Source organism: Halosimplex litoreum (assembly GCF_016065055.1).
Lineage (GTDB): Archaea > Halobacteriota > Halobacteria > Halobacteriales > Haloarculaceae > Halosimplex > Halosimplex litoreum.
On record NZ_CP065856.1, the window covers coordinates 2,014,435 to 2,035,892 of the forward strand.

Consider the following 21,458-nt stretch of genomic DNA (forward strand, 5'->3'; position numbering starts at 1 on the left):
AGTTTCCGCGGGAGTCGAAAAGCGTTTGCGTTACTCGGGGTCGTCGCCGTCGGCGGATGGCGGCGCTGGCGCCGGATCGTCACCGCCCGCGCGGCCGCCCCACACACGCTTGTCGAGCAGCCTCACCGCCATCCCGTCGCGGACGCGGAGCTGACAGGAGAGTCTGGGATAGCCGAAGCGGTCGGCCATGTCGTCGTGCCAGTGGTCGGGTTCGGCGGGGTCGGCCGGGCGGACGCCGCAGGTCGCACAGAGCCCGCGCCCGCCGCAGTTGACCCGGCGGGCGTAGCGGCCGTGGGGTGAGAGTCCGGCCGCTAGCAGCACGTCCCGGAGGACCGCCCCTTCGTCCGCGGTCAGTTCGCGGCGCTCGCCGTCGGGCGTCTCGACCGTGAGTCGCGCGTCGCCGCTCATGTTCGTCCTCGGGGACGCCAGCGACAGGAGCGTGTCGGTCAGTCGTCGGCGACGGCGGGTGTCGCCGTCCCCTCGGCACCGGTCTCGAAGTACGCCAGCGACGCCTCCAGCGTAGTGGCGCCGTCGGCCAGGTCGTCGGCGCGCTCGCGAGCGTCGGCCAGCGCGTCCAGTTGCGCCCGCACCGCCTCGCCGACCGCGGTGGCTCGCTCGGCGGTGGCGTCGCCGTCAGCGGCCACGTCCTCGACCAGCTCGACCGCCGCGGCCGTCGAGGCGGCCTGGTCGTCGGTGGCGGCGCGGATCTCTCGGACGCGGCCGTCGGTCCGCTCGACGCGTTCGCCGACGGTCTCGAACGCCGAGGCGACGGTGTCGACGCCGCCGGCGGCGTCGTCGACCCGATCGCGCGTCTCGTCCATCCGGTCGACGACCGCCCGCGAGCGCCGCTGGACGCTGTCGACCAGCGCCGCGATCTCCTGAACCTGTTCCCGGGTCTCGTCGGCCAGCTCCTTGACGTTGTCCGCGACGACCTCGAAGCCGGCGCCGTCGGCGCCGGCCCGCGAGGCCTCGACGTTGGCGTTCAGCGCGAGCATGTTCGTCTGCTCGGCGATGTCGTCGATGACGGTGACGACCGACTCGATGGCCTCGATCTCGTCGGCGAGCGCGTCGAGTTCCGCGGCAGTCTCGACGGTCGCCTCGCGGGTCGCCGCCACGTCGTCGGCCAGCTCGTCGGCGACCGCCCGCCCCTCTTCGCAGGCGTCGGCGGCGGCCGCCGACTCCTCCGCGACGGCCGCGACCCCGTCGACGACCTCGTCGACCGACGCCGACAGCGCCCCGAGTTCCTCGACGACCGACCCGAGCCGGTCGGCCTGGCGCTCGGTCGCGGCCTCGATCTCGCCGGCGGCGTCGGCGGCCCGCTCGCCGGCGCCGTGGGCCTCGCCGACCGCGGCGCTCACGGCGTCGGTCCCCTCGCCCACGTCGGCCGCGAACCGTTTCGTCGTCGTCAGGGTCTCCTCCCACTCGACGACGAGCTCGTTGAACGCCGTCTCGATGTCGGCCATCGCCTCCGTGTCGTCGCCCAGGTCGATCCGCTCGCGGAGGTCGCCCGCGGCGACCGCACGCATCGTCTCCTCGCAGGTCGCCGCCGCGGCCTCCAGCGCCTCGGCCAGCGTCTCGGCCTGCTCGCGCTGGGTCGCGACGCGTTCGGCCTGCTCCTGGGCGCGCTCTTCCTGGCGCTCGGCGCGCTCGCGGGCCGCCCGCGCCTCGGTCAGCGTCTCGTCCAGTTCGGCCGCGGTGTCCTCGACCGCGGCGTACAGTTCGCCGACCTCGTCGACCCGCTCGGACTCGAAGTCCACGTCGAACTCCTCGGCGCGCATCCGCGACACCGCCTCGTGCAACCGGTCCAGCGCCCGGTACATCTCGCAGTAGCCCAGAAAGCCCAGCAGGATCGTCCAGAAGCTGACGAAGGCGATCCCGTACAGCGCCCGCTGGAAGTACCACATCGCGAACGCCGGCGAGACGACGAGCACGAACGTCGCGATCGCCAACAGCCGCAGCCCGAAGTCGCGCCGCAGGAACGCAGGGAGGTACCGCTCGGCGGCCGCCGGGACGGCCCCGATCGCGACCAGCACGCGACCGGCCGCCCGCGTGTCGCCACCCGTGGCAGGCGTGGTGTCTGACATGGGCGGACCCCAGGGCGACGCCGACCTAAATCCTGCCCGCCGGTTCTCGCGATTGATTCCGACTCGCGCTCACCGCAGCTCGATGCTGTGGACGAACGGCATGTCGCGGATCTCCGTCAGCAGATCACCCGGAATCGACCCGTCGGTGATGACGTAGAGTCTGGGCTGGTCGGTGAACTCGGGGTCCTCGCTGATTGTCTGGCGGATGGAGATCCCGCGGTCGGCGATGGCGCCCGTGACGGTGGCGACGATGCCGGACTCCTCGGCGTCACGGACCGTGATCGCCAGCGCCGACAGGTCGAGGACGGGCGCGAGGTCCATCAGGCTCGGGATGGCCGAGATGTTCTGGAAGATCCGTCGCAGCTGGTCGTCGTCGAGGATCGCGTCGGTGGTGGCGTCGACGACGCGGCGGTCGACGTCGACCTCGCGGGCGATGCCGGTGTTGGGGATCTCGATACCGCCCGAGACCACCCGCCCCTCGTCGTTGACGGAGAAGCCGCGTTCGAGCAGCAGGCGGATGACCGCCTGCTGGCTGGGCGAGTCGGCGAACTTCTCCATGATCGCGTCGAAGGTGGCCTCCTGGTCGGTCCCGCCGTCGGCCCGGACGACGGGCGGGACGCGCTCGTCGTCCCCGCTCATAGCTCGCCTTTCGTGCTGGCCACGTCGGTCCGGCGCTCGTCGATGCGGGTGGCGTCGTCGAGCGCGCGGGCCAGTCCCTTGAACAGCGCCTCGATCTCGTGGTGGGCGTTCTCGCCGTCGACCTCGACGTGCAGCGTCAGCCCGGCGTTCGTGGCCAGCGAGCGACAGAAGTGCTGGGCCATGTGACTGGTCAGCTCGCCGACCTCGCCCTGGGAGAACTCGCCGTCGAAGTCGAAGTACGGGCGGCCGCTCACGTCGACGACGACGCCGGCGACGGCCTCGTCGAGGGGGACCTTCCGGTCGGCGAAGCGGACGATCCCGCGCTTGTCGCCCAGCGCCTCCGTGAAGGCCTCCCCGAGGGTGATGGCCACGTCCTCGACGGTGTGGTGGTCGTCGATCTCCAGGTCGCCGTCGCAGTCGACGGTCAGGTCGAACAGCCCGTGGGTGGCGAACGATTCGAGCATGTGGTCGAAAAAGCCGATCCCCGTGTCGACGGTGGCGTCGCCGTCGCCGTCGAGGTCGAGCGTTACCTCTATCGCCGTCTCGGCGGTCTCCCGGGTCACCGCCGCCGTCCGCTCGGTCATGTCCCGACCAAGCACAGCCGTCTATTTGGCCGTTGTGTTCCCCCTGGCGACTCGGCTCCACTCTCGCCGACGTAGCGCCCCGCTCAGTCGTCGAAGGCCGCCGAGCCGCTCGCGGCCCGCGCGTCGCGGCGGCTCTGGGCGACCCTCGCGAGCGCGATCACGCCCAGCGCGGCGACCAGCGGCGCGACGAGCAGTCGCATCGCCGTCGCGGCGTCGGCCCCGCCGACGACGACGCCCATGACCGCGGGTACGCCGCCGACCGAGACCGACGACACCGCCGACGCCAGTGCGTTGACCGGGCCGCTGTGCTCGGGGACGGCGTCGGTCGCGTAGGCCATCATCGTCGGGAACACGCCCGAGATCAGCAGCCCGATCGCGACGACGCCGCCCAGCACGGCGAGGCCGTCGGCGAGGAAGAAGGTGAACGCGAAGGCGGGCACGAGCAGCCCGAGCACGCCGAGCAAGAGCGTCAGCGGTCCCAGGCGGTCGGTCAGCGCGCCGCAGACGAACCGCCCGGGAACGTAGGCGGCGAGCATGACCGTCAGCGTCAGCTCGGCCCACCCGGCCGGCAGTTCGGCCTGCGCGTAGTAGGGCAGCCAGGTGAACAGCCCGCCCTCGACGCCGGTCACGAAAAAGAGGGCGGCCAGCAGGGCGAGCACCTCGGGTCGGCGGACCAGTTCGGCCAGATCCGAACGGGTGAGCGGCTCCTCGTTCGACTCGACCGCCGGCGACCGGAGCGACCGGAAGGCGACCGCGAGCGCGAGGACGGCGACGCCGACCGCGCCGTAGACGAGTCGCCACGAGCCCGCCCGCAGCGCGAGGACGACCGCCAGCGGGCCGAGCGCGGCGCCGATCGCCCAGGTCGCGTCGTAGCGATTGTACACGCGCCCGCGCTGGCTCGGGTAGAAGTGACTGAGCAGCGGCCGATCGAGGGCGCGGAACACACCGACGGCCGCCCCCTGGACGACGAGCGCGGCGAGGAAGACGGGGAACGAGGGCGAGAGACCCATCGCGAGCAGCGCGCCCGCCGTCAGGAAGGCGCCGCCGGCGATGAACCGCCGCGCGTCGACTCGACCCGCGCTCGACCCGACGGCGAGGATGACCAGCAGATAGCCGACGGTCCCCGCCGGCGCCACGAGCCCGAGCTGCCACTCCGGGACGGTGAAATAGCCCTCCAGCGTCGGCAACACCGCGCCGCGGACCTGCATCACCGCGCCCGTACACGCCATCGTCAGGAAGATCACGACCGTCCACAGCCGCCGGTTGCGGGCGTCCGCTGCGGTCCCGCCGTCGCTCCCCGAACCGCCCGTCGACGGCCCGCTCACCGGGCGTCCTCCTGCGGTCGCCGACCGTGTCGACGCGCCGCGTGCTGCTCGCTCGTCGGGTGCATACCACTCCCTCTCGGTTCGATCCGGAAAACGTTTTTGTAGATAGTCAAAGAACTATCTCAATGAGCGAGTCGCGGATCAGAGAGCACCTGGGGGCGTTCGGGTTGTCGACGACGGAGGTGGCGACGTATCTGGCTGTCCTCCGGCGGGGGGAGGCGACGACGGGGGACGTCGCGGCCGCGGCGGACGTGTCACAGGGGTACGTCTACGAGGTGGCCGAGACGCTGGTCGACCGCGGGCTGGTCACCGTCGACGAGAGCGCGAACCCGACCGTGCTGCGGGCGCGGCCGGCCGCCGAGGCGATCGCCGAACTGTCGACGCGTGTCTCGGACCTGCAGTCGGCGATCGGGGACGTCTACAGCGAGCCGACGACGGCGGACGTGGGCTTCGAAATGGTCCGCTCGCGCCGGACCGTCGAGCGGCGCGCCCGCCGGTTCCTCGACGACGCGACCCACGAGGCGTTCGTGGTCATCCCCGCGACCGCTTTCGCGAGCGTGAAGGGAGCGATGGCCGACGCGGTCGATCGCGGCGTGTTCGTCTACTGCATGCTGTTGGCACCGGACACCGAGGTCGTCGCCGACGCGGTCGCCGACTTCGGTCGGTACGCCCACGTCGTCCGGGCGTGGGAGGCCCGGCCGCAGGTGTTCGTCCTCCGGGACGCCCGCGCCGGACTCGTCGGTTCCCACGGCGTCCTCACGGGGCGCCACGGCGACGAGTACGCCGTCGCCTTCGGCCAGCCGGAGGTGGCGAACGGTTTCTACGGCAACATGGTCTCCAACGTCTGGCCGATGGGCGAGGCCCGCCACGTCGCCGACCCGCCCGAACTGCCGACGACCTTCGAGTACTTCCGCAACGGCGTCACGGCCGCCGCCCAGCACCTCGACGCGGGCCGCGATATCGTCGCGGACGTGACCGTCGCCGACACGGGCACCGACCACGAGATCGACTTCGAGGGCGTCCCGATCCGCGAGACGAACCAGACGCTCGTCCCGCCGGCCACGAGTTCGTTCCCCGTCGAGAGCGCCCTGGTCGTCGAGACCGACGGCGGCCCCGTCAGCGTCGGCGGCGACTCCCCCGGCTTCGACCCCTACTTCGAGGAGTTCGCCGCCAGGGACGTCACCCTTCGCAGGGCGTGACCGCGGCGTCGACCGCCGGGTCGCCCCGGCCATCGATGTCGTCAGCCGCGTCGCTCTCCCCCTCCCCGTCCCGTTCCCTCGCGCCGTTGGCGACCCGGTCGAGGCCCACCGTCGCCAGGAAACACACCGCCCCTACGTACAGCAGCGAACTCGGCTCGGTCACCAGTCGGCTCACGACGCTGTTGCCGTAGCCCAACACCGTCCCGAGAAAGCCCAGCGTCGAGGTGGTCCACCCCAGCCCGGCGAGGCCCGCGAGCTGTTCGGCGAGGTCGGTGTCGAGCGAGACGGTCGGCTTCCGGATCATTGCCGGGTCACTCCCTCGCCCGAACAAAACGATTCACCTTTCCTGACCAATTCGCGGGTAAGAATCCCCGAACGGCCCAGATCCGATCAGTATCCGACGCGAAACGCGCAGCGAACCGGCGACCGTCGCGGACGGGAACCGACCGGGATCGGTACGGAACCGGCCGGTGTCCGTTCGCCCGCTACACCGCGTCGAGCGCCGCCTCGAGCGTGAACGACCCCTCGTAGAGGGCACTGCCGACGACGACCGCCGCGGCGCCCGCGCCTTCCAGCGCGCGCACGTCGTCCAGGGTCGCGACGCCCCCGCTGGCGACGACGGGGACGTCGACCGCATCGACGACCCGTTCGACCGGGTCGGTTCGGACCCCTTCGAGCTGGCCCTCCACGTCCACGTCGGTGAAGAGGATCCCGCCGGCACCCAGCTCCTCGTACCGGGCGGCGGCCTCGGCCGGGTCCAGGCCCGTCCCCTCGGTCCAGCCGGAGACGACGACCTCCCCGTCCTTCGCGTCGAGGCTCACGAGGACGCTCTCGGGGTGTTCCTCGCCGATCTCGGCGACGATATCGGGATTCTCGACGGCCGCGGTGCCGAGGATCACCCGGTCGATCCCGGCGTCCAGCAGGGAGACGGCGTCGTCGACGGTGCGGATGCCGCCGCCGAGTTGCGTCTCGACGTCGACGGCGTCGACGACCGCCTCGATGGCCTCGGCGTTCGCGCGCTCGCCCTCGAAGGCGCCGTCCAGGTCGACGAGATGCAGGGTGCGCGCGCCCTGCTCGACCCACCCCTCGGCGGCCTCGACGGGGTCGCCGTACTCCTTGCCCGTGCCGCGCTCGCCGCCGACCAGCTGGACGACCTGCCCGTCCTGTACGTCGACCGCCGGCACGACCTCGAACTCCGGAAACATGCTCCCCAGTGGGCGAGCCCGGGGCGAAAGGGTATCGATCGCCGGCTTCGAGGCCCGGCTGTCCTCCACGAATCGCCCGACAGCAGTATCACGCGCGAAAACTCGGCGGGTAGTGTTAAGAGCACCAGCGGGGAACGGTCGCGTACATATTCGGGTACCTATCGATGAACGACTACGCTGACGAATTCGGCCGTGGCGGACTGAACTCGGAAGTCGACCTCGACTCGCTGCTGACCGATATCGGACTCGACGGCGAGGAGATCGACTGGCGCAAGGAGTTCGTCGGCTTCGACGACGCCGACGCCGAGCGACTCGCGGACCTGGAGCCGCTGTTCGCCGACCACGCCGACGAGATCGCCGACGACTTCTACGACAACCTCACCGGCCACGAGGAGACGACCGCGGTCATCGGTCGCTCTCCGAAGACCGTCGAGCAGCTCAAGCGTACCCAGTCGGCGTACTTCGCGACGCTGGCCGCTGGGGAGTACGGCGAGGAGTACTTCGCCAACCGCGCGCGCATCGGGAAGATCCACGACGTGCTGGAGATGCCGATGAAACACTACATCGGCCAGTACGGCGTCTACTACGACCTGATCCTCGACCTGCTCCGCGAGCGACTGCAGGAGAATCTCGTCGACGCGCTCCGCGCGGAACTGACCGGCGCCGCGACCGATGGAGGCGTCGCGGCCGGCCGCGACGGCGGCGACGAGCCCCGGCCCGACGACGGCCCGGGAACCGGTGAGGGGGCGGTCGACGTGGACGCGATCGAGCGGGTCGTCGAGTCGGAGGTCGCCGCCGGCATGGACGAGGTGCTGTCGGTGCTGCGGGTGATCAATCTGGACATGCAGGTCGTCGCCGACACCTACATCCACTCGTACAACGAGCGCCTGCAGGACGAGATCGACCGGCGCGAGCGGGCGGCGGGCGAGCGCGATCGCCTCCAGAAACAGGTCCGGGCGGACATCGAGCGGCCGGTCGACCGGCTGCTCGACGCCTCGGAGGACATCGCCGACAGCGCTCGCGAGATGTCCGAGCTGACCGACGAGCAGGCCGGCCGCGTCGACGAGATCGCGGGCGAGGTCTCGCGGATGAGCGCGACGGTCGAGGAAGTGGCGGCGACCGCCGACGAGGTCGAGACCACGAGCGAGCGCGCCCGCGCGCTGGCCGCGGAGGGTCGTGACGAGGCCGACGGGGCGGTCGGCGTAATGGACACCGTCGGGACGGCCGTCGACGACGTGGCCGAGGACGTCGATTCGCTACAGGCCCGCATCGGCGAGATCGACGAGGTCGTCGAGGTGATCAACGAGATCGCCGACCAGACGAACATCCTCGCGCTGAACGCCTCGATCGAGGCCGCCCGCGCCGGCGAGGCGGGGTCGGGTTTCGCCGTCGTCGCCGACGAGGTGAAGTCGCTGGCGACGGAGTCCCAGGAGCGCGCCGGCGAGATCGAGCGGATGGTCACCGAGATCCAGACCGACGCAGACGAGACGGTCGACAACCTCGCGACGACGACCGAGCGGGTCGAGGAGGGGATCGACCGGGTCGAGACGGCGATGCGGAACCTCGACGATATCGTCGAAGCCGTCACCGAGGCCGCCCGAGGGATCGCCGAAGTCGCCGACGCGACCGACGACCAGGCCGCCAGCGCCGAGGAGGTCGCGAGCATGCTCGACGACCTGGTCGAGCGAACCGAGGCGGTCTCGACCGAGATCGCCGACGTGGCGGCCGCCAGCGAGCAACAGGCCGAGATGGTCCGCGAGATCGACCGGACGGTCGACCGCCTCGACACCGCCGGGACCGACGCCGCGTAGGCGGACCGCTCGGGGCCCGTCGAGCGAGCGACGGTCGCCCCGGCGGACCGCCGGCGGTCGGCGACTCCGCCAGCCTTTATGTACCGTCGTCCGACCGTCCGGACATGGTATCGCTGTTGCTCGTCGCCGGGGTCGCCGTCGCGGCGTTCGTCGGGTTCAACATCGGCGGGTCCTCGACGGGGGTCGCCTTCGGCCCAGCCGTCGGGAGCGGCTCAGTGTCGAAGACCGGTGCCGCGGCGCTGATGACCGGCTTCGCCGTCCTCGGCGGCGCCAACTCCGGGACGAACGTCATCGAGACGATGGGCGGCCGGATCGTCCCGAGCGACCAGTTCACCCTGGCCGCCAGCGTCGCCGTCCTCTTTTTCGTCGGGCTCGCGCTGCTGGTCTCCAATCTGTTCGGCGTCCCCGCCTCGACGTCGATGACCGCCGTCGGCGCCATCGCCGGCCTCGGCGTCGCGACCGGGAGCATCGACTGGGAGGTCATGGGCCGGATCGTCACCTGGTGGCTGGTCGCGCCGATCACCGCCTTCTGGCTCTGCGCGGTCATCGGCCGGTATCTCTTCCCGCACCTCGAAGCGCGGTTCACCCTCGAATCGCCCGGCGAGGAGACGACGCTTCGCGAACGGTTCGGCGCCGTGCTGGTCGTCGTGATCGGCTGTTACATGGCCTACGCGGCGGGCGCAAGTAACGTCGCCAACGCCGTCGGCCCGCTGTACGGCGGCCGCGTGCTCGGCGACGCGTTCCTGCCGTACGTCGGGCTGGCCGGCGTGGCTATCGGGGTCGGCGCCTTCACGATCGCCCGGCGGACGCTCGACACCGTCGGCAACGACCTGACGGACCTGCCGATCCTCGCCGCGCTCATCGTCGAGGTGGTGAGCGCGAGCATCATCACCGGCCTCTCGGAGATCGGCATCCCCGCCAGCCTCGCGGTCTCGGCGACGATGTGCATCGTCGGCCTGGGTTGGGGGCGGGCGACCCGGACGACGAAACTCGCCGACGCCGCCGCCGAGGCCGTCGCCGGCCCGCCCGAAGCGAGCGAGGGCGAGGCGGGCGGCGTCACGGTCGACGCTATCGCCGACGGGGACGAACCGGAGACCCCGGAACCGGACGAGGTCGCGAAGATCGGCGAGGAGGACCCCGACGAGGTCACCGCCGCGGATCTGTTCGACCCCGCGGCCACCGGGCGGGTCGTCATGCTCTGGATCCTCACGCCGTCGATCTCGGCGCTCGCCTCGTATCTCGTCTTCCGGTATCTCCCGGTCGTCTGACGCCGGTGGCCCGACCGCGTCGAGGCCCGTCGACGACCGCTGTCGGTAGGCTTTACCCCTCACTGTCCGAGGTATCGGTATGGTCGAGGTCCTCCTGCTCGTCGGGCTGTTCGTCGCCGTCTTCGTCGGGTTCAATATCGGCGGGTCCTCGACGGGCGTGGCGTTCGGTCCGGCGGTCGGCAGCAACACGATCTCGAAAGTGACGGCCGCGGCGCTGATGACCGTCTTCGCGCTGCTGGGCGGTTGGACCGTCGGTCGCGAGGTGATCGACACGCTCGGCAGCGACATCGTCACGACGACGTTCACGCTGGAGATCAGCATCGGCGTCCTCTTTTTCATCGGACTGGCCCTCTTTCTCTCGAACGTCGCGGGCGTCCCCGCCTCGACGTCGATGACGGCCGTCGGCGCGATGGCGGGGCTAGGGCTGGCCCGCGGGACGCTCAACTGGGCGGAGATGGGACAGATCGTCACCTGGTGGCTCGTCTCGCCGGTGCTGGCCTTCTGGGTCAGCGCCGTCATCGGCCGCTACTACTACCCGCGGCTGGTCGAGTGGTTCGCGGTCACCCAGACCGAGGGGTCGCTGCTCGTCCTCGACCGCTCGGGCGCGCTCCCACGACCGGTCCTCGGCCCGAACACCACCCAGCGCGAACTCGTCGGGACGCTCTCGGTCGTCGGTATCGGCTGTTACATGGCTTTCTCGGCGGGTGCGAGCAACGTCGCAAACGCCGTCGCGCCGCTGGTCGGCAGCGAGTCAATCGGGATGAACCCCGCCATCCTGCTCGGCGGGGGCGCCATCGGCCTCGGCGCGTTCACCATCGCCCGCCGGACCATGGACACGGTCGGCAACGACCTGACGGACCTGCCGCTGCTGGCGGCGCTGGTCGTCGCGACGGTCAGCTCGACCATCGTCACCGGGCTCTCGGCGCTGGGCGTGCCCGCGAGCTTCGTCATCATCGCGACGATGAGTATCGTCGGCCTGGGCTGGGGGCGAGCGACGCGGACGGTCACCATCGCCGACGCCAGGGAGGGCGACTCGCCGGCGGTGTCGGTCGGCGCGCTGGCCGCCGAGGCCGACGAGGCGCCGACCGTCGGCGGCGACGGCGGGACGCCGGACGCGGCCGACGCCCCGCCGATCGGCAGCGAGGACCGCGAGTCGATCCCCGACGCCGAGGACCTGTTCGAGCCGGCGACGACCGCCCGGGTCATCTTCCTCCAGAACGTCGTGCCCGGGATCGCGACGGTCGCCTCGTTCCTCCTCTTTCGGTTCGTCCCGTTGTGAGTCGCCGCGCGTCGGACCCACCGAACGACCGCGCCGGACACACGTCTGCTCGACGCTCGCCGAGAGCGGCAGATATTGCGCTCGCGAGCCGCGAAACGGTGCGACGAACAGCAAGGTCTAACAGTCAGGGGGCCGAATCCTGCAAGTGATGCCCACCGTAGAGTACCTGAATTACGAAGTGCTGGACGACCAGGGTTGGGACATGGACGCATCGGCTTTCGACGAGGCCGCCGACGCCGGCCTCGACGACGAGGACCACGGCACGCTGGAGGTCAACGAGGGCGAGTACATCCTCGAGGCCGCCGAAGCCCAGGGCTTCGACTGGCCGTTCTCGTGCCGCGCCGGCGCGTGTGCGAACTGCGCCGCCATCGCGGTCGAGGGCGACATCGACATGGACATGCAGCAGATCCTCTCCGACGAAGAGGTCGAGGAGAAGAACGTCCGCCTGACCTGCATCGGTAGCGCGGCCACCGACGAGGTCAAGATCGTCTACAACGCCAAGCACCTCGACTACCTGCAGAACCGCGTCATATAATCGGACCGTCCCGGTTCGGCGTTTCTGGGCGAGCCGACTCGCCCACTTTCGCCCCGCTCCAGCGGCCGCGCCGTCGTCGAAACCACTAATGCACGCCAGCGCGCTGGTTCGGTCGTGATCGACTGGCTGGGAACCGTCCTGACCGAGAGCCCGCCGCCGGACCTGCTGCGGCTGGTGGCCGTCCCCGTCTTCGCCTGGGCCGCCTATCGGGATATCCGTACCCGGCGGGTGCCCAACGCCACGTGGCTCCCGCTCGCGCTGCTCGGGGTCGCCCTGCTGGCCTGGGACATCTCGCGAGTGTCGGCCGGCGACCTCCCTGGCGGGCTGGTCGCTCGCGAGCGATTCTATCTCCGTGTCGCGCTCTCGCTGGGGATGGTCGGCTCGATCGGCTACCTGTTCTACTGGTTCGGTGGCTTCGGCGGCGCCGACGCGAAGGCGCTGATCGTCCTCGCCGTCCTCTTCCCGACCTTCCCGACCTACATCTTCCCGGCGGAGGCGCTGCCGCTGACCCGGACGACCGTCGGCGTCTTCTCGCTGACCGTCCTCTCGAACACCGTCCTCGTCGGCGCGGCCTACCCCGTCGCCGTCACGCTGCGCAACGCCCTCACCGGCCACCTCGCGCCGATCATGTTCATCGGCAAGCCGATCCGCACCGCGGACGCGACCACCGAGTACGGCTCGCTGCTCCAGACGCCGGAGGGGTTCACCCGCCGCGGCCTCGACCTGGACGCCCTGCGGATGTACCTGTGCTGGCGCGGCACGACGCTGGCGGCGGTCCGCGACGACCCCGCCCGCCACCGCGACCCCGCGAGCCTCCCCGACGACCCCAACGCTCCCGGCGACGGCTCGATCCCCGAGAGCGGCGCGGTCGCGACCGAAACCGACGGCGAGGCGGTCACCGACGGCGGTCGCGAGGATGCGGACGGTCCCGCTGCTGCTCGAGCCCGAACCGACTACGACGACCCCTGGGGTGCGCGAGCGTTCCTCGACGACATCGAAGGGTCGGCCTACGGGACGACTCCCGAGGGGCTGGCCGACGGACTCGACGTGCTCGCCGAGGAGGACGTGGTCTGGATCTCCCCGGGGATGCCGTTCATCGTCCCGATGTTCCTCGCGCTGCTCGTCAGCCTCGTCTACGGCGACCTGTTTTTCACACTCGTCTCCGTGCTGGTGTGAGGTCACCGCTCGCGTCGGTGTGTTCGAGGGGGCCGCCGTGTCTCGCGAGCGCTACGTTTCGGGGACGACCCGGTCGTACAGCGGTCCGATGGTGAAGATGGAGACGAGCCACAGGACGGCGAGGGTGATGTAGGCCAGCAGGACGTCGCGCTGGAACCCGGGCGCGTTGGTCACGACCAGCAGGGCGAACGCGCCGACGAGCAGGCCGACGGCGCCGACGGTGTTGCCCGCGTTCCAGAGCAGAAACACCCGGGTCCGCGCGTCCTCCTCGGCCATCGTCGCCAGGAATCGCCGGACGGATCCGATCATCGCCAGTGGGTTGTCGTCGGTCCGGCATAAGTGTGGTCGACGGGGCTTTCGGCGCGGTTCGTCCCCCACGGACGATGCCGCGCTCCGCCGAGTCGTTTCGCTGCGGCTCACTCCGTTCCCCGCTCGTCTCGGGGGCTCCCTCCGCTCGGCCCCGCGGTCGCCGGCGACAAAAGACCTATTCGGCGGTCGGACCCAGTTGCGGGTATGAGCGACATCGACCTGGCGTTCGACGACAACGAGCGCCTCCCCGCGGTCGCCCAGGACGCCGACTCGGGTGAGGTGCTCATGCTCGCGTACGTCACTCCCGAAGCCGTCGAGCGCACCCGCGAGACCGGCTTCGCCCACTACTACTCGCGCAGCCGCGAAGAGCTCTGGAAGAAGGGCGGCTCCAGCGGCCACGTCCAGGCGATCGAGGAGGTCCGCGTCGACTGCGACGGCGACGCCCTGCTGTACCTCGTCGACCAGGCGGGCGGCGCTTGCCACACCGGCTACGAGTCGTGTTTCTACCGCACGCTCGACGGCGAGACCGTCGGTGAACGGGTGTTCGACCCCGACGAGGTCTACGAGTAGCCGAATGAGCGACGCCGCCTTCGACCCCGCGACCGACGACCCCCGCGCCGTCGCCGCCGACCTCGTCGCCGACCTGCGCGAGGCTCGCCAGGCCCTCCAGCGCGCTCGCGACCGCGTCGACGAGGTCGGCGAGTCCGAGTTGCAGGCGGTGGCCGACGCCGACGACGACCTCACGACGCTGTTCGACCGCTACGAGGAGGAAGTCACCGGCGACGGCGACTTCAAGACGTTCATCGAGTTCCAGAGCCAGATCGCCGCGATCACCGAGGAACTGCCCGAGGACGTGCGCCACCGCGAGGTCTTCGAGGAGGTCGACGACCTGCTCCAGCAGCGCCGGCTCACCGAGTCCGACTGGCGCAAGGTCCGCTCGGCGCTCGAACCCGTCCGCGCGGACGTGGCCCGTCTCGACGACCGCGAGGAGGCCCGCGAACGCTACGCGGACGTCCGCTTTTCCGCCGAGCGCCGTATCGACGACCTCGCCGACCGCATCGACGACCTGTCGGACCTGCAGCGGCTGGGCGACGCCGACCTCGACGCCCCGACCGAGCGCCTGCGCGACCCCATCGAGGCCTACAACGACCGCGTCGCCGACGCCTTCGCCGACTTCCGCTCGTCGGCGAGCGCTCGGGATCTGCTGGCGTTCGTCGCGAAGGCCGACGCCTACCCGCTCGTCCCCTTCGAGTCGCCCCCCGCCGACCTCCGGGAGTACGTCGAGACCCACGCGGCCGGCGAGCAATCCGTCGGGCAACTGCTGGAGTACGCCGAGTACTCGAAGTCGAAGCTGGACCACTACGTCGACGACTCCGACGCGCTCAAACGGAACGTCTCGACCCAGCGGACGTACCTGCGGCGGCTGGACGCCGAGCCTCTGACCGTCGACTGGCCGCCCGTCGGGGCCGAGACGCTCCGCTATCGGGCGCGGGAGCTGACCAGCGTCGTCGCCCGCTTCGCCGACCACGTCGACGAGGGTGAGGCGACACTCGTGGCGCTTCGCGAGGTGCGCGAGCTACCTCGCGAGACCGACTACGACCGACTTCGCGACAGTGCGCAGGCCCGCGCCCAGCTGGGTACCGAGGAGCGCGAGCGACTGTCGAGCGGCGCGGTCGACGACGAACTGGCCGCGTGTCGTGCTGCGAAAGAGCAGCTGGAAGCGGCGCTGGAGGAGTATCCTGCGCTTTGAGCTGGTGTCTTCGACACGTTCGGAACTCTCGGTGAATCGACTGCCGTCAGCATCGCGACCGACTCGACCGAGAACGCCGCGGCAAACAGCGTGAAAGCCCCTCGAACAGCGACCGCTACCGCACCCGCCCTCGCGACCGGAACCGCAGACGGCGTGAAAGCCCCAGCCGGTTCGACTTGAGGGGCTCGCTGCGCGCCTCGCTCGCTGCGTTCGCTTCGGTGCTTGCATCGCCCGTCTACGTCGAACCGGCTGCCCCTTTCATTCCCACCCGCACAGACTGGTCGGTCAGTAGAAACGGGCGGGAACGAAAGGGGCGACCGTCTCGGCGACAGCCGGGGAGGCAAGCACCGCAGCCGAGTGAAACGAGGCGAGGCGCGCAGCGAGCCGCCCGAGCCGAGACGGTCGGGGCTTTCACGCTGTTTTGCACTGCGATACCCACGGCGCTCGCGGTCGCGGTTCGGTCGGTATTTGTTGGGGCGGTCGCGGTTCGGTCGGGGACTGTGGCGACTACTCCTCCCGTTCCTCGGGGGTGTAGGTCTCCACTTCCAGCGCGTGGATGTCTGTGGTCATGCGGTCGCCCAGGGCGTCGTAGACCATCTGGTGGCGGTCGACGAGCGACTCGTCGGCGAAGGCGGGCGAGACGACGGTGGCGGCGAGGTGGTCGTCGTCGTCGGCACCGCGGGCGCGAGTGACGGTCGCCGCCGCGTCGGGGATCGACTCCTCGATGAGGGACTCGATGTCGCCGAGTTGCATGCCCGGACGGAGGCGACCGAGCCGAAAAACGCTTGTCACTGTCCCTTCGGGAGACGGGAGTTTGATACGGCCCCACCGCCTCCCCTCGCGTGGCGGCGATGACGAATGGTTACCCCTCCGAGCCCCTTGTGACGACACGGGACTCCGAGCCGCCACGACCGACCCGTGAGCGACGGCGCCGCGCTCCCGGCTCCTCACACCAGTACGTCGACCTCGTACCCCTCCTCGCGCAGCGCTTCCAGCAGCGCATCGGCGTGGTCCGGTCCCTTGGTCTCTAGATCTAGCTCCACCTCGGCGGCGTTCATGGCCACGTCCTTGCCGGTGCGGTCGTGCTCGATGGCGTGGATGTTCGCGCGGGCGTCGCTGATGATCTCGACGAGCCGTTCGAGCTCGCCGGGCCGGTCCTTGAGGATCGTGCGGACCCGCAGGTAGCGACCGGTCTCGACGAGCCCGCGCATGATCACGGTGGTGAGGACGTTCAGGTCGATGTTGCCGCCGCAGAGACACGGGACGATCACCTCGTCGTCCTCGTAGTCGAACTTGCCTTCGAGCAGCGCCGCCAGCGGCACCGCGCCGGCGCCCTCGACGAGGGTCTTGCCGCGTTCGAGCAGCGTCGTCAGCGCGACCGCGGTCTCGGCGTCGGAGACGGTGACGACCTCGTCGACGCGCTCGCGGATGACCTCGAAGGTCCCCTCGCCCACTTTCCGGGTGGCGATGCCGTCGGCGATGGTGTCGACGTGCTCCCGTTCGACGATCTCGCCCTTCCGCAGGGAGTCGGCGACGCTGGAGGCGCCTTCGGCCTGGACGCCGACGATGCGGGTGTCCGGATTCTTGGCCTTGACGGCCGTGGCGATGCCGGAGATGAGGCCGCCGCCGCCGATCGGGACGAGGAGGGTCTCGACCTCGGGCAGTTCTTCGAGGACTTCGAGGCCGATGGTGCCCTGGCCGGCCATCACCATCGGGTCGTCGAAGGCGTGGACGTAGACCCGGTCCTCCGCGCGTTCGATCTCGTGGGCTCGCTCGGCGGCCTCGTCGTAGTCGGCGCCGTCGAGGACGACCTCGGCGCCGTAGTTGCGGGTGGCCTTGACCTTCGAGACGGGGGCGTGCTCGGGCATGACGATCTTCGAGTCGACGCCGATGCGGGTGGCGGCGAGCGCGACGCCCTGGGCGTGGTTGCCCGCGGAGGCGGTGACGACGCCGGCGGCCTGCTGTTCGTCCGAGAGGGTGGCGATCTTGTTGGTGGCGCCGCGGATCTTGAACGACCCCGTCCGCTGGAACGTCTCCAGTTTCAGGTGGACGTCGGCGCCGGTCATCGACGAGAAGGTGTGGGAGTAATCCAGCGGTGTGTGCCGGGCGGTCGCCGCGACCCGCTCGCGCGCGTCCAGCACGTCCGCGAGTTCGATCATACCACCGTTACCGCTCGACGGGAGTTAGATGTACGGGAACGAGCGTGTGACGCCGGCGACTACCGGGCGGCGACATTCGACGGCGAGCCACGCGCAGTGAACGAGGGTTTTCGGGGGTCGACGGCGACGACGCCCGGCGTCACCGAGAGAGGAACCGTTCGATGCGGACGCCCGTTTCGGGGAGCGTGATCGCGTAGGACACGCGGTCGGACCGATAAGTCCCGAACGGCTGATATTTCGCCTTCGCGTGGGCCGTCCCTTCGAGGACGGACCGGTCGGCGGGCATCGAGATCGTCATCACGGCCCACCGGGAGCCGTATTCGACTCCTCGCGGGCGGTGGTACACCCAGTACGGGTCGTTGCGGTAGTGGTTCATCGCTCTGACCGACGTGACGGTCCTCGTGAAGCTGACCGCCTTCTCGACGCCGCCGCCGACCGAGACCTTGCCGGGCACGAGTTCGAGCCCGGCGTTCAGCCAGTACTTCTCGTCGACGGTCCACTGTTCGATCCGGTCGGCCGCCCAGCCGTGGTCGGGGGCCAACCCGAGCGCGATGGCGTCCGGCGTCTCCAGATCGAAGTGCACCGCGACGGACTCGTACCCCGCGTACCACGGCGGCTGACCGATCGTGAACGGGATCGCCAGCAGGTAGTAGTCGTACCGGGGGTCGGAGTCGAACGGGAAGGTCTCGGGGTCTAACGCCTCCACGCGGGAGTGGCCGAAGTTGATCCGTCGCGCTCGCGTCGACGGAGCGGCCTGCTGGGTCGGCCGCTCGACGGCCGAGACCGGCTGGGACTGCTGGGCTATCGTCGCGGGCGCTTCGGCGGCCGTCGCGGACGCCGCTCGGCCGAACTGCTGACCCAGCGGCGGCGTCGGGACCACGAGCCGTCCGACAGCCGCGTCGTCGACGATCGGTACACCGCCGAGTTCGACCTCGTCGTACCCCGGTTCGCCCGTCGCTCGGACGCCGTACCCGTCCACCTCCGCTTTCGCCTCCGCCGTCGCCGCTGTCGTCTCCTCGAATTGCTGTGCGCACATATCCATCGTACTGTTCGAACAGCTGTCACATTCGGTTCGTGCTTGCCAACGCAGGGGTATCGATGGGGAGACCGACCGGGATAGAGCTACGTCGCGTTGGCGGGCTGGTCGTCGGAACGGTCGTCTGTGCCAGTCCTCTCATCGACAGCTTCAACGGGGGCGAGTCCTCAGAGCGGTCAATGTCGGCCGCGAGCGCGCGCGAGCGCGGACTCGACGTCTGGCGGCGAGTGCTCTCGCTGTCGTGGCCGATGATGATCCAGCACGTCTTCCGCACGCTCATGCGGACGACGGACGTGATCGTCACCGGGCTGTTCTCGCCGGCGGCGGTCGCCGCGGTCGGGCTGGCGGATCTGTACGCCCGCTTTCCGCTGCGGATCGGCCTCGGCCTCGGCAGCGGCGCCATCGCGCTGTCCAGCCAGGACACCGGCAGCGCGGCCGTCGAGAACCGCGACCAGGCGGTCACCCAGGCCGTCCTGCTGGGGCTGCTGTCGGGGATCCCCTTCGTCGCGTTCGGCGTCCTGTTCGGCGAGGCCGCGATCTCCCTGCTCGGCGCGCCCGCGGACGTGGCCGAGATGGGTGGTACCTACCTCGCGATCGTCTTCGCGAGCGCGCCGGCGCGACACGTCGCCCTCGTGGCGGCCCGCGCACTGCAGGGCACCGGCGACACGCGGACACCGATGTACGTCGACGTGACCTCCTCGCTGCTCAACATCGTCGGCTCGCTCGTCCTCGGCCTCGGCCTGTTCGGTGCGCCCAGACTCGCCATCGTCGGCGTCGGGATCGCGACGGCGGTCGGCAACACCGTCACCGCCGGTGCGCTCTCGGTCGCCATCTGGAGTTCGCGGACGGAGGCGTCGTTCGCCCGCCCGCGGGATCCGGTCATCGCCAAGCAACTGCTGGCGGTGAGCGCCCCCCGGATCGGCGAGGGGCTGGCGACGACGCTGGCGGAGTTCCCCTTCAACGCCCTGCTACTCACCTTCGGGACCGACGTCAACGCCGCCTACCAGATCGGCCGGCGGATGTACCAGCAGGTTACCTCCCCGCTCGGGCGGGCCTACCACACCGCCGCCAGCGTCGTCGTCGGGCAGTCGCTGGGCGACGGCGACGTGGCCGCCGCCCGCTTCCAGGGGTGGGCGACGACCGTTCTCGCCGTCCTCACGATGGGCGCTATCGCCGTCGCACTCTTTTTCGGCGCCGACTGGTTCGTCTCGCTGTTCACGGGCGACCCCTCGACCGCCGAGTACGCCGTCGGCTTCTGTCGCGCCTACGCCGTCGCCGCCCCCGCGATCGGCGCCTACCTCGCCATCTCGGGCTCGCTCCAGGGCGGTAGCGACACCCGGACACCCTTCCTCGCGCGGACGACGGGGATGTTCGGGTTCCTGCTCGGCTTCGGTTACCTGACGAGCGTGCTCCTCGGCTGGGGCGTGATCGGCATCTACGCGGCTATCGCCCTCCAGCAGTTCTGGGCGCTGGCCGTCGTCGCCTGGGGGTTCGCCCGCGGTGACTGGGCCGAGAAAGCCGCGGCGATGATGGACGAGCGCGGGAGCGCGAGCGGCGACGCCCCCGCCGAAGCCGACGCGGAGGCGGGCGATTAAGCCGCTCCCGTCCGAAGCGGGGCTATGAAACTGATCTCCGTCGCCGCGGTCGCCGAGAACGGCGTCATCGGCGACGACGACGAGGTGCCCTGGCACCTCCCCGAGGACAAGAAGCAGTACCGCGAGCGGGTCGCCGGCTCCCCAACTATCTTCGGCCGGCGCACCTACGAGATGTTCGACGACCCGCCGGGGTCGGCGTACGTCGTCCTCAGTCGGAGCGAACGAGAGTACGACGACGAAAACGCCTATCACGCCTCGTCGGTCGACGAGGCTGGCGCGGTCGCCGAGTCGCTGGGCGCCGACCGTGCCTACGTCCTCGGCGGCGCCGGCATCTACGCGCTCTTCCAGCCCCACCTCGACGGGATGGTCCTGACGCGAGTCCCCGGCGAGTACGACGGCGACACCTCCTATCCGGAGTGGGACGAGGACGACTGGGACCTGGTCGAGACGGAGGACTACGAGCACTTCACCGTCGAGACCTGGGAGCGCCGCGAGGGCGACGGGACCGCCTGAGCGCTCTCGCCTCGGCTCGGTGTTCGGGGCGTTCACGAGCCGATCTCAGGCGGTCTCGGCCCGCTCGACGAGCCGTTCGAGGCGCTCGATCCGCGCAGCGGTGTCGGGGTGGGTCGCCGTCGGTCCGCGGCGCGACCGGTCGAGCGGGGGGATCGACAGCGCGTCGGTCGCGACGGCGCGCTCGCGGCGGTCGCGGTCGGGCGGGTCGGCCAGTTCGTCGTCGAGCGTCCGTAACGCCGCCGCGAGCGCCGCCGGGTCGCCGGTGAGCCGCGCCGCGGCCGCGTCGGCGGCGAACTCCCGGCCCCGGGAGAAGACGCCGACGCCGACGGCCCCCCACAGCAGCAAGGAGTCGCCCGCCCGGTCGACGGCCCGCGCGACCGGGTCGTGCGACGCGGGTTCGCCCTCGGACACCTGTGCCGCGGCGACGACCGGCGTCAGCACCCACCGCATCACCCGATGGTCGCGGTTCGCGAGGTGGGCGACCTCGTGGGCCACCACCGCGCGGCGCTCGCGCTCGTCGAGCGCGTCGAGGAGCCCGGCCGAAACCACGATCACCGGCGTCTCGTCGCTTTCGACGGTGTAACAGCGCGGGTCGATCCGGTCGGCGGTGCGAACGGCTGGCGGCGCCACCCCGGCCTGGTGTGCCAGCCGGGAGACCTGCTCGGCGAGCGCCCCGGCCGTGTCGTCGTCCGGCGCCGGCTCCGGCAGGAGCGCCTCGCGCCGTCGGTCGAACCGTCTCTCGACTTCCGTCGCCAGCCCGGCGAGGACCATGACGCCCGCGACCGCTATCAGCCACGGCGCGTCGGCCCGGAACCCCATCCCCGGCACCACCAGCGACGCGACCGCGACCCCGACGGCCAGCCAGCAGACCACGACCGCGCCGACGGCGACGGCCAGCGTCGACTGGATACACAGCGCGGCCACGGCGCGCGCGGCGAGTCCGAGAGCGGTCCGTCTACGCACGGCAGAACTGTCGGAACTGAAACTGTTA

Annotated in this window: 22 protein-coding genes; 10 read left to right on the forward strand and 12 right to left on the reverse strand. The window is 70.7% G+C overall.

Features of this window, described 5'->3' with window-relative positions:
* Positions 1-30: 30 nt before the first annotated feature.
* The 5 genes from I7X12_RS10040 to I7X12_RS10060 all read right to left on the reverse strand — a co-directional run bounded on the left by I7X12_RS10040 (position 31) and on the right by I7X12_RS10060 (position 4,632).
* Complete coding sequence (locus I7X12_RS10040; protein WP_198063676.1) at positions 31-408, reverse strand: 2Fe-2S iron-sulfur cluster-binding protein; 378 nt, start codon at positions 406-408, stop codon at positions 31-33.
* 38 nt (positions 409-446) lie between these two features.
* A complete protein-coding gene (locus I7X12_RS10045) occupies positions 447-2,084 on the reverse strand; it encodes a methyl-accepting chemotaxis protein (protein ID WP_198063677.1) in 1,638 nt (545 codons plus the stop codon).
* A gap of 69 nt (positions 2,085-2,153) precedes the next feature.
* Positions 2,154-2,642: an amino acid-binding protein gene (locus I7X12_RS10050; protein ID WP_198063844.1), complete on the reverse strand. Its 489-nt coding sequence runs from the start codon at positions 2,640-2,642 to the stop codon at positions 2,154-2,156.
* Between the two features lie 77 nt (positions 2,643-2,719).
* Positions 2,720-3,307 (reverse strand): imidazoleglycerol-phosphate dehydratase HisB, encoded by a 588-nt coding sequence (hisB, locus tag I7X12_RS10055; RefSeq protein ID WP_198063678.1) that lies wholly within the window; start codon positions 3,305-3,307, stop codon positions 2,720-2,722.
* An 83-nt stretch (positions 3,308-3,390) separates the two neighbouring features.
* On the reverse strand, positions 3,391-4,632 hold the full coding sequence (locus I7X12_RS10060) for an MFS transporter (protein WP_198063679.1): 1,242 nt from the start codon (positions 4,630-4,632) through the stop codon (positions 3,391-3,393).
* Between the two features lie 125 nt (positions 4,633-4,757).
* Here I7X12_RS10060 and I7X12_RS10065 point away from each other — a divergent pair, with 125 nt between their 5' ends.
* Positions 4,758-5,831: a TrmB family transcriptional regulator gene (locus tag I7X12_RS10065; protein ID WP_198063680.1), complete on the forward strand. Its 1,074-nt coding sequence runs from the start codon at positions 4,758-4,760 to the stop codon at positions 5,829-5,831.
* On the opposite strand, the gene I7X12_RS10070 is transcribed toward I7X12_RS10065, so the two are convergent.
* Both I7X12_RS10070 and hisA read right to left on the reverse strand, forming a co-directional pair.
* Positions 5,812-6,135 carry a hypothetical protein gene (locus I7X12_RS10070; RefSeq protein ID WP_198063681.1) on the reverse strand — a complete coding sequence of 108 codons (324 nt, stop codon included), beginning with the start codon at positions 6,133-6,135 and terminating at the stop codon, positions 5,812-5,814. The two genes, I7X12_RS10065 and I7X12_RS10070, sit on opposite strands and share 20 nt — an antisense overlap.
* 181 nt (positions 6,136-6,316) lie before the next feature.
* On the reverse strand, positions 6,317-7,036 hold the full coding sequence (hisA, locus tag I7X12_RS10075; protein WP_198063682.1) for a 1-(5-phosphoribosyl)-5-[(5-phosphoribosylamino)methylideneamino]imidazole-4-carboxamide isomerase: 720 nt from the start codon (positions 7,034-7,036) through the stop codon (positions 6,317-6,319).
* Between the two features lie 164 nt (positions 7,037-7,200).
* Between hisA and I7X12_RS10080 the strand changes: the two genes are divergently transcribed.
* From I7X12_RS10080 to I7X12_RS10100, 5 genes are all read left to right on the forward strand, one after another.
* Entirely contained in the window at positions 7,201-8,847 is a 1,647-nt protein-coding gene (locus tag I7X12_RS10080; RefSeq protein ID WP_198063683.1) for a globin-coupled sensor protein, read from the forward strand.
* A gap of 104 nt (positions 8,848-8,951) precedes the next feature.
* The gene (locus I7X12_RS10085; protein ID WP_198063684.1) at positions 8,952-10,115 is read left to right on the forward strand and encodes an inorganic phosphate transporter; all 1,164 of its coding nucleotides are present in this window, start codon (positions 8,952-8,954) and stop codon (positions 10,113-10,115) included.
* A gap of 79 nt (positions 10,116-10,194) precedes the next feature.
* Complete coding sequence (locus I7X12_RS10090) at positions 10,195-11,394, forward strand: inorganic phosphate transporter (protein ID WP_198063685.1); 1,200 nt, start codon at positions 10,195-10,197, stop codon at positions 11,392-11,394.
* Between the two features lie 148 nt (positions 11,395-11,542).
* On the forward strand, positions 11,543-11,929 hold the full coding sequence (fer, locus tag I7X12_RS10095) for a ferredoxin Fer (protein WP_006882516.1): 387 nt from the start codon (positions 11,543-11,545) through the stop codon (positions 11,927-11,929).
* A 114-nt stretch (positions 11,930-12,043) separates the two neighbouring features.
* Positions 12,044-13,105, forward strand: coding sequence for an A24 family peptidase (locus tag I7X12_RS10100; RefSeq protein ID WP_198063686.1), 1,062 nt, complete (start codon positions 12,044-12,046; stop codon positions 13,103-13,105).
* A 51-nt stretch (positions 13,106-13,156) separates the two neighbouring features.
* Here the strand turns inward: I7X12_RS10100 and I7X12_RS10105 are convergent, their stop codons facing one another.
* A complete protein-coding gene (locus tag I7X12_RS10105; protein WP_198063687.1) occupies positions 13,157-13,414 on the reverse strand; it encodes a hypothetical protein in 258 nt (85 codons plus the stop codon).
* Between the two features lie 204 nt (positions 13,415-13,618).
* Here I7X12_RS10105 and hisI point away from each other — a divergent pair, with 204 nt between their 5' ends.
* The gene (gene hisI / locus I7X12_RS10110) at positions 13,619-13,984 is read left to right on the forward strand and encodes a phosphoribosyl-AMP cyclohydrolase (protein ID WP_198063688.1); all 366 of its coding nucleotides are present in this window, start codon (positions 13,619-13,621) and stop codon (positions 13,982-13,984) included.
* 4 nt (positions 13,985-13,988) lie between these two features.
* Complete coding sequence (locus I7X12_RS10115; protein WP_198063689.1) at positions 13,989-15,164, forward strand: DUF7118 family protein; 1,176 nt, start codon at positions 13,989-13,991, stop codon at positions 15,162-15,164.
* A gap of 507 nt (positions 15,165-15,671) precedes the next feature.
* On the opposite strand, the gene I7X12_RS10120 is transcribed toward I7X12_RS10115, so the two are convergent.
* The 3 genes from I7X12_RS10120 to I7X12_RS10130 form a co-directional block, all read right to left on the reverse strand.
* Entirely contained in the window at positions 15,672-15,917 is a 246-nt protein-coding gene (locus tag I7X12_RS10120; protein ID WP_198063690.1) for a BolA family protein, read from the reverse strand.
* 194 nt (positions 15,918-16,111) lie between these two features.
* The gene (gene ilvA, locus I7X12_RS10125) at positions 16,112-17,323 is read right to left on the reverse strand and encodes a threonine ammonia-lyase (RefSeq protein ID WP_198063691.1); all 1,212 of its coding nucleotides are present in this window, start codon (positions 17,321-17,323) and stop codon (positions 16,112-16,114) included.
* A gap of 139 nt (positions 17,324-17,462) precedes the next feature.
* On the reverse strand, positions 17,463-18,359 hold the full coding sequence (locus I7X12_RS10130) for a hypothetical protein (RefSeq protein WP_198063692.1): 897 nt from the start codon (positions 18,357-18,359) through the stop codon (positions 17,463-17,465).
* 179 nt (positions 18,360-18,538) lie between these two features.
* Here I7X12_RS10130 and I7X12_RS10135 point away from each other — a divergent pair, with 179 nt between their 5' ends.
* Together I7X12_RS10135 and I7X12_RS10140 are read left to right on the forward strand one after the other, a co-directional pair.
* Positions 18,539-19,954 carry an MATE family efflux transporter gene (locus tag I7X12_RS10135; RefSeq protein ID WP_198063693.1) on the forward strand — a complete coding sequence of 472 codons (1,416 nt, stop codon included), beginning with the start codon at positions 18,539-18,541 and terminating at the stop codon, positions 19,952-19,954.
* Positions 19,955-19,978: 24 nt separating this feature from the next.
* Complete coding sequence (locus tag I7X12_RS10140) at positions 19,979-20,467, forward strand: dihydrofolate reductase (protein WP_198063694.1); 489 nt, start codon at positions 19,979-19,981, stop codon at positions 20,465-20,467.
* Positions 20,468-20,512: 45 nt separating this feature from the next.
* On the opposite strand, the gene I7X12_RS10145 is transcribed toward I7X12_RS10140, so the two are convergent.
* Entirely contained in the window at positions 20,513-21,430 is a 918-nt protein-coding gene (locus I7X12_RS10145) for a M48 family metallopeptidase (protein WP_198063695.1), read from the reverse strand.
* Positions 21,431-21,458 lie beyond the last annotated feature (28 nt).

Coding starts and splice junctions, on each gene's coding strand:
- I7X12_RS10040 (WP_198063676.1), bottom strand. CDS start 408: ATGAGCGGCGACGCGCGACTCACGGTCGAGACGCCCGACGGCGAGCGC.
- I7X12_RS10045 (WP_198063677.1), bottom strand. CDS start 2,084: ATGTCAGACACCACGCCTGCCACGGGTGGCGACACGCGGGCGGCCGGT.
- I7X12_RS10050 (WP_198063844.1), bottom strand. CDS start 2,642: ATGGAGAAGTTCGCCGACTCGCCCAGCCAGCAGGCGGTCATCCGCCTG.
- hisB (WP_198063678.1), bottom strand. CDS start 3,307: ATGACCGAGCGGACGGCGGCGGTGACCCGGGAGACCGCCGAGACGGCG.
- I7X12_RS10065 (WP_198063680.1), top strand. CDS start 4,758: ATGAGCGAGTCGCGGATCAGAGAGCACCTGGGGGCGTTCGGGTTGTCG.
- I7X12_RS10070 (WP_198063681.1), bottom strand. CDS start 6,135: ATGATCCGGAAGCCGACCGTCTCGCTCGACACCGACCTCGCCGAACAG.
- hisA (WP_198063682.1), bottom strand. CDS start 7,036: ATGTTTCCGGAGTTCGAGGTCGTGCCGGCGGTCGACGTACAGGACGGG.
- I7X12_RS10080 (WP_198063683.1), top strand. CDS start 7,201: ATGAACGACTACGCTGACGAATTCGGCCGTGGCGGACTGAACTCGGAA.
- I7X12_RS10085 (WP_198063684.1), top strand. CDS start 8,952: ATGGTATCGCTGTTGCTCGTCGCCGGGGTCGCCGTCGCGGCGTTCGTC.
- I7X12_RS10090 (WP_198063685.1), top strand. CDS start 10,195: ATGGTCGAGGTCCTCCTGCTCGTCGGGCTGTTCGTCGCCGTCTTCGTC.
- fer (WP_006882516.1), top strand. CDS start 11,543: ATGCCCACCGTAGAGTACCTGAATTACGAAGTGCTGGACGACCAGGGT.
- I7X12_RS10105 (WP_198063687.1), bottom strand. CDS start 13,414: ATGATCGGATCCGTCCGGCGATTCCTGGCGACGATGGCCGAGGAGGAC.
- hisI (WP_198063688.1), top strand. CDS start 13,619: ATGAGCGACATCGACCTGGCGTTCGACGACAACGAGCGCCTCCCCGCG.
- I7X12_RS10115 (WP_198063689.1), top strand. CDS start 13,989: ATGAGCGACGCCGCCTTCGACCCCGCGACCGACGACCCCCGCGCCGTC.
- I7X12_RS10120 (WP_198063690.1), bottom strand. CDS start 15,917: ATGCAACTCGGCGACATCGAGTCCCTCATCGAGGAGTCGATCCCCGAC.
- ilvA (WP_198063691.1), bottom strand. CDS start 17,323: ATGATCGAACTCGCGGACGTGCTGGACGCGCGCGAGCGGGTCGCGGCG.
- I7X12_RS10130 (WP_198063692.1), bottom strand. CDS start 18,359: ATGTGCGCACAGCAATTCGAGGAGACGACAGCGGCGACGGCGGAGGCG.
- I7X12_RS10135 (WP_198063693.1), top strand. CDS start 18,539: ATGTCGGCCGCGAGCGCGCGCGAGCGCGGACTCGACGTCTGGCGGCGA.
- I7X12_RS10140 (WP_198063694.1), top strand. CDS start 19,979: ATGAAACTGATCTCCGTCGCCGCGGTCGCCGAGAACGGCGTCATCGGC.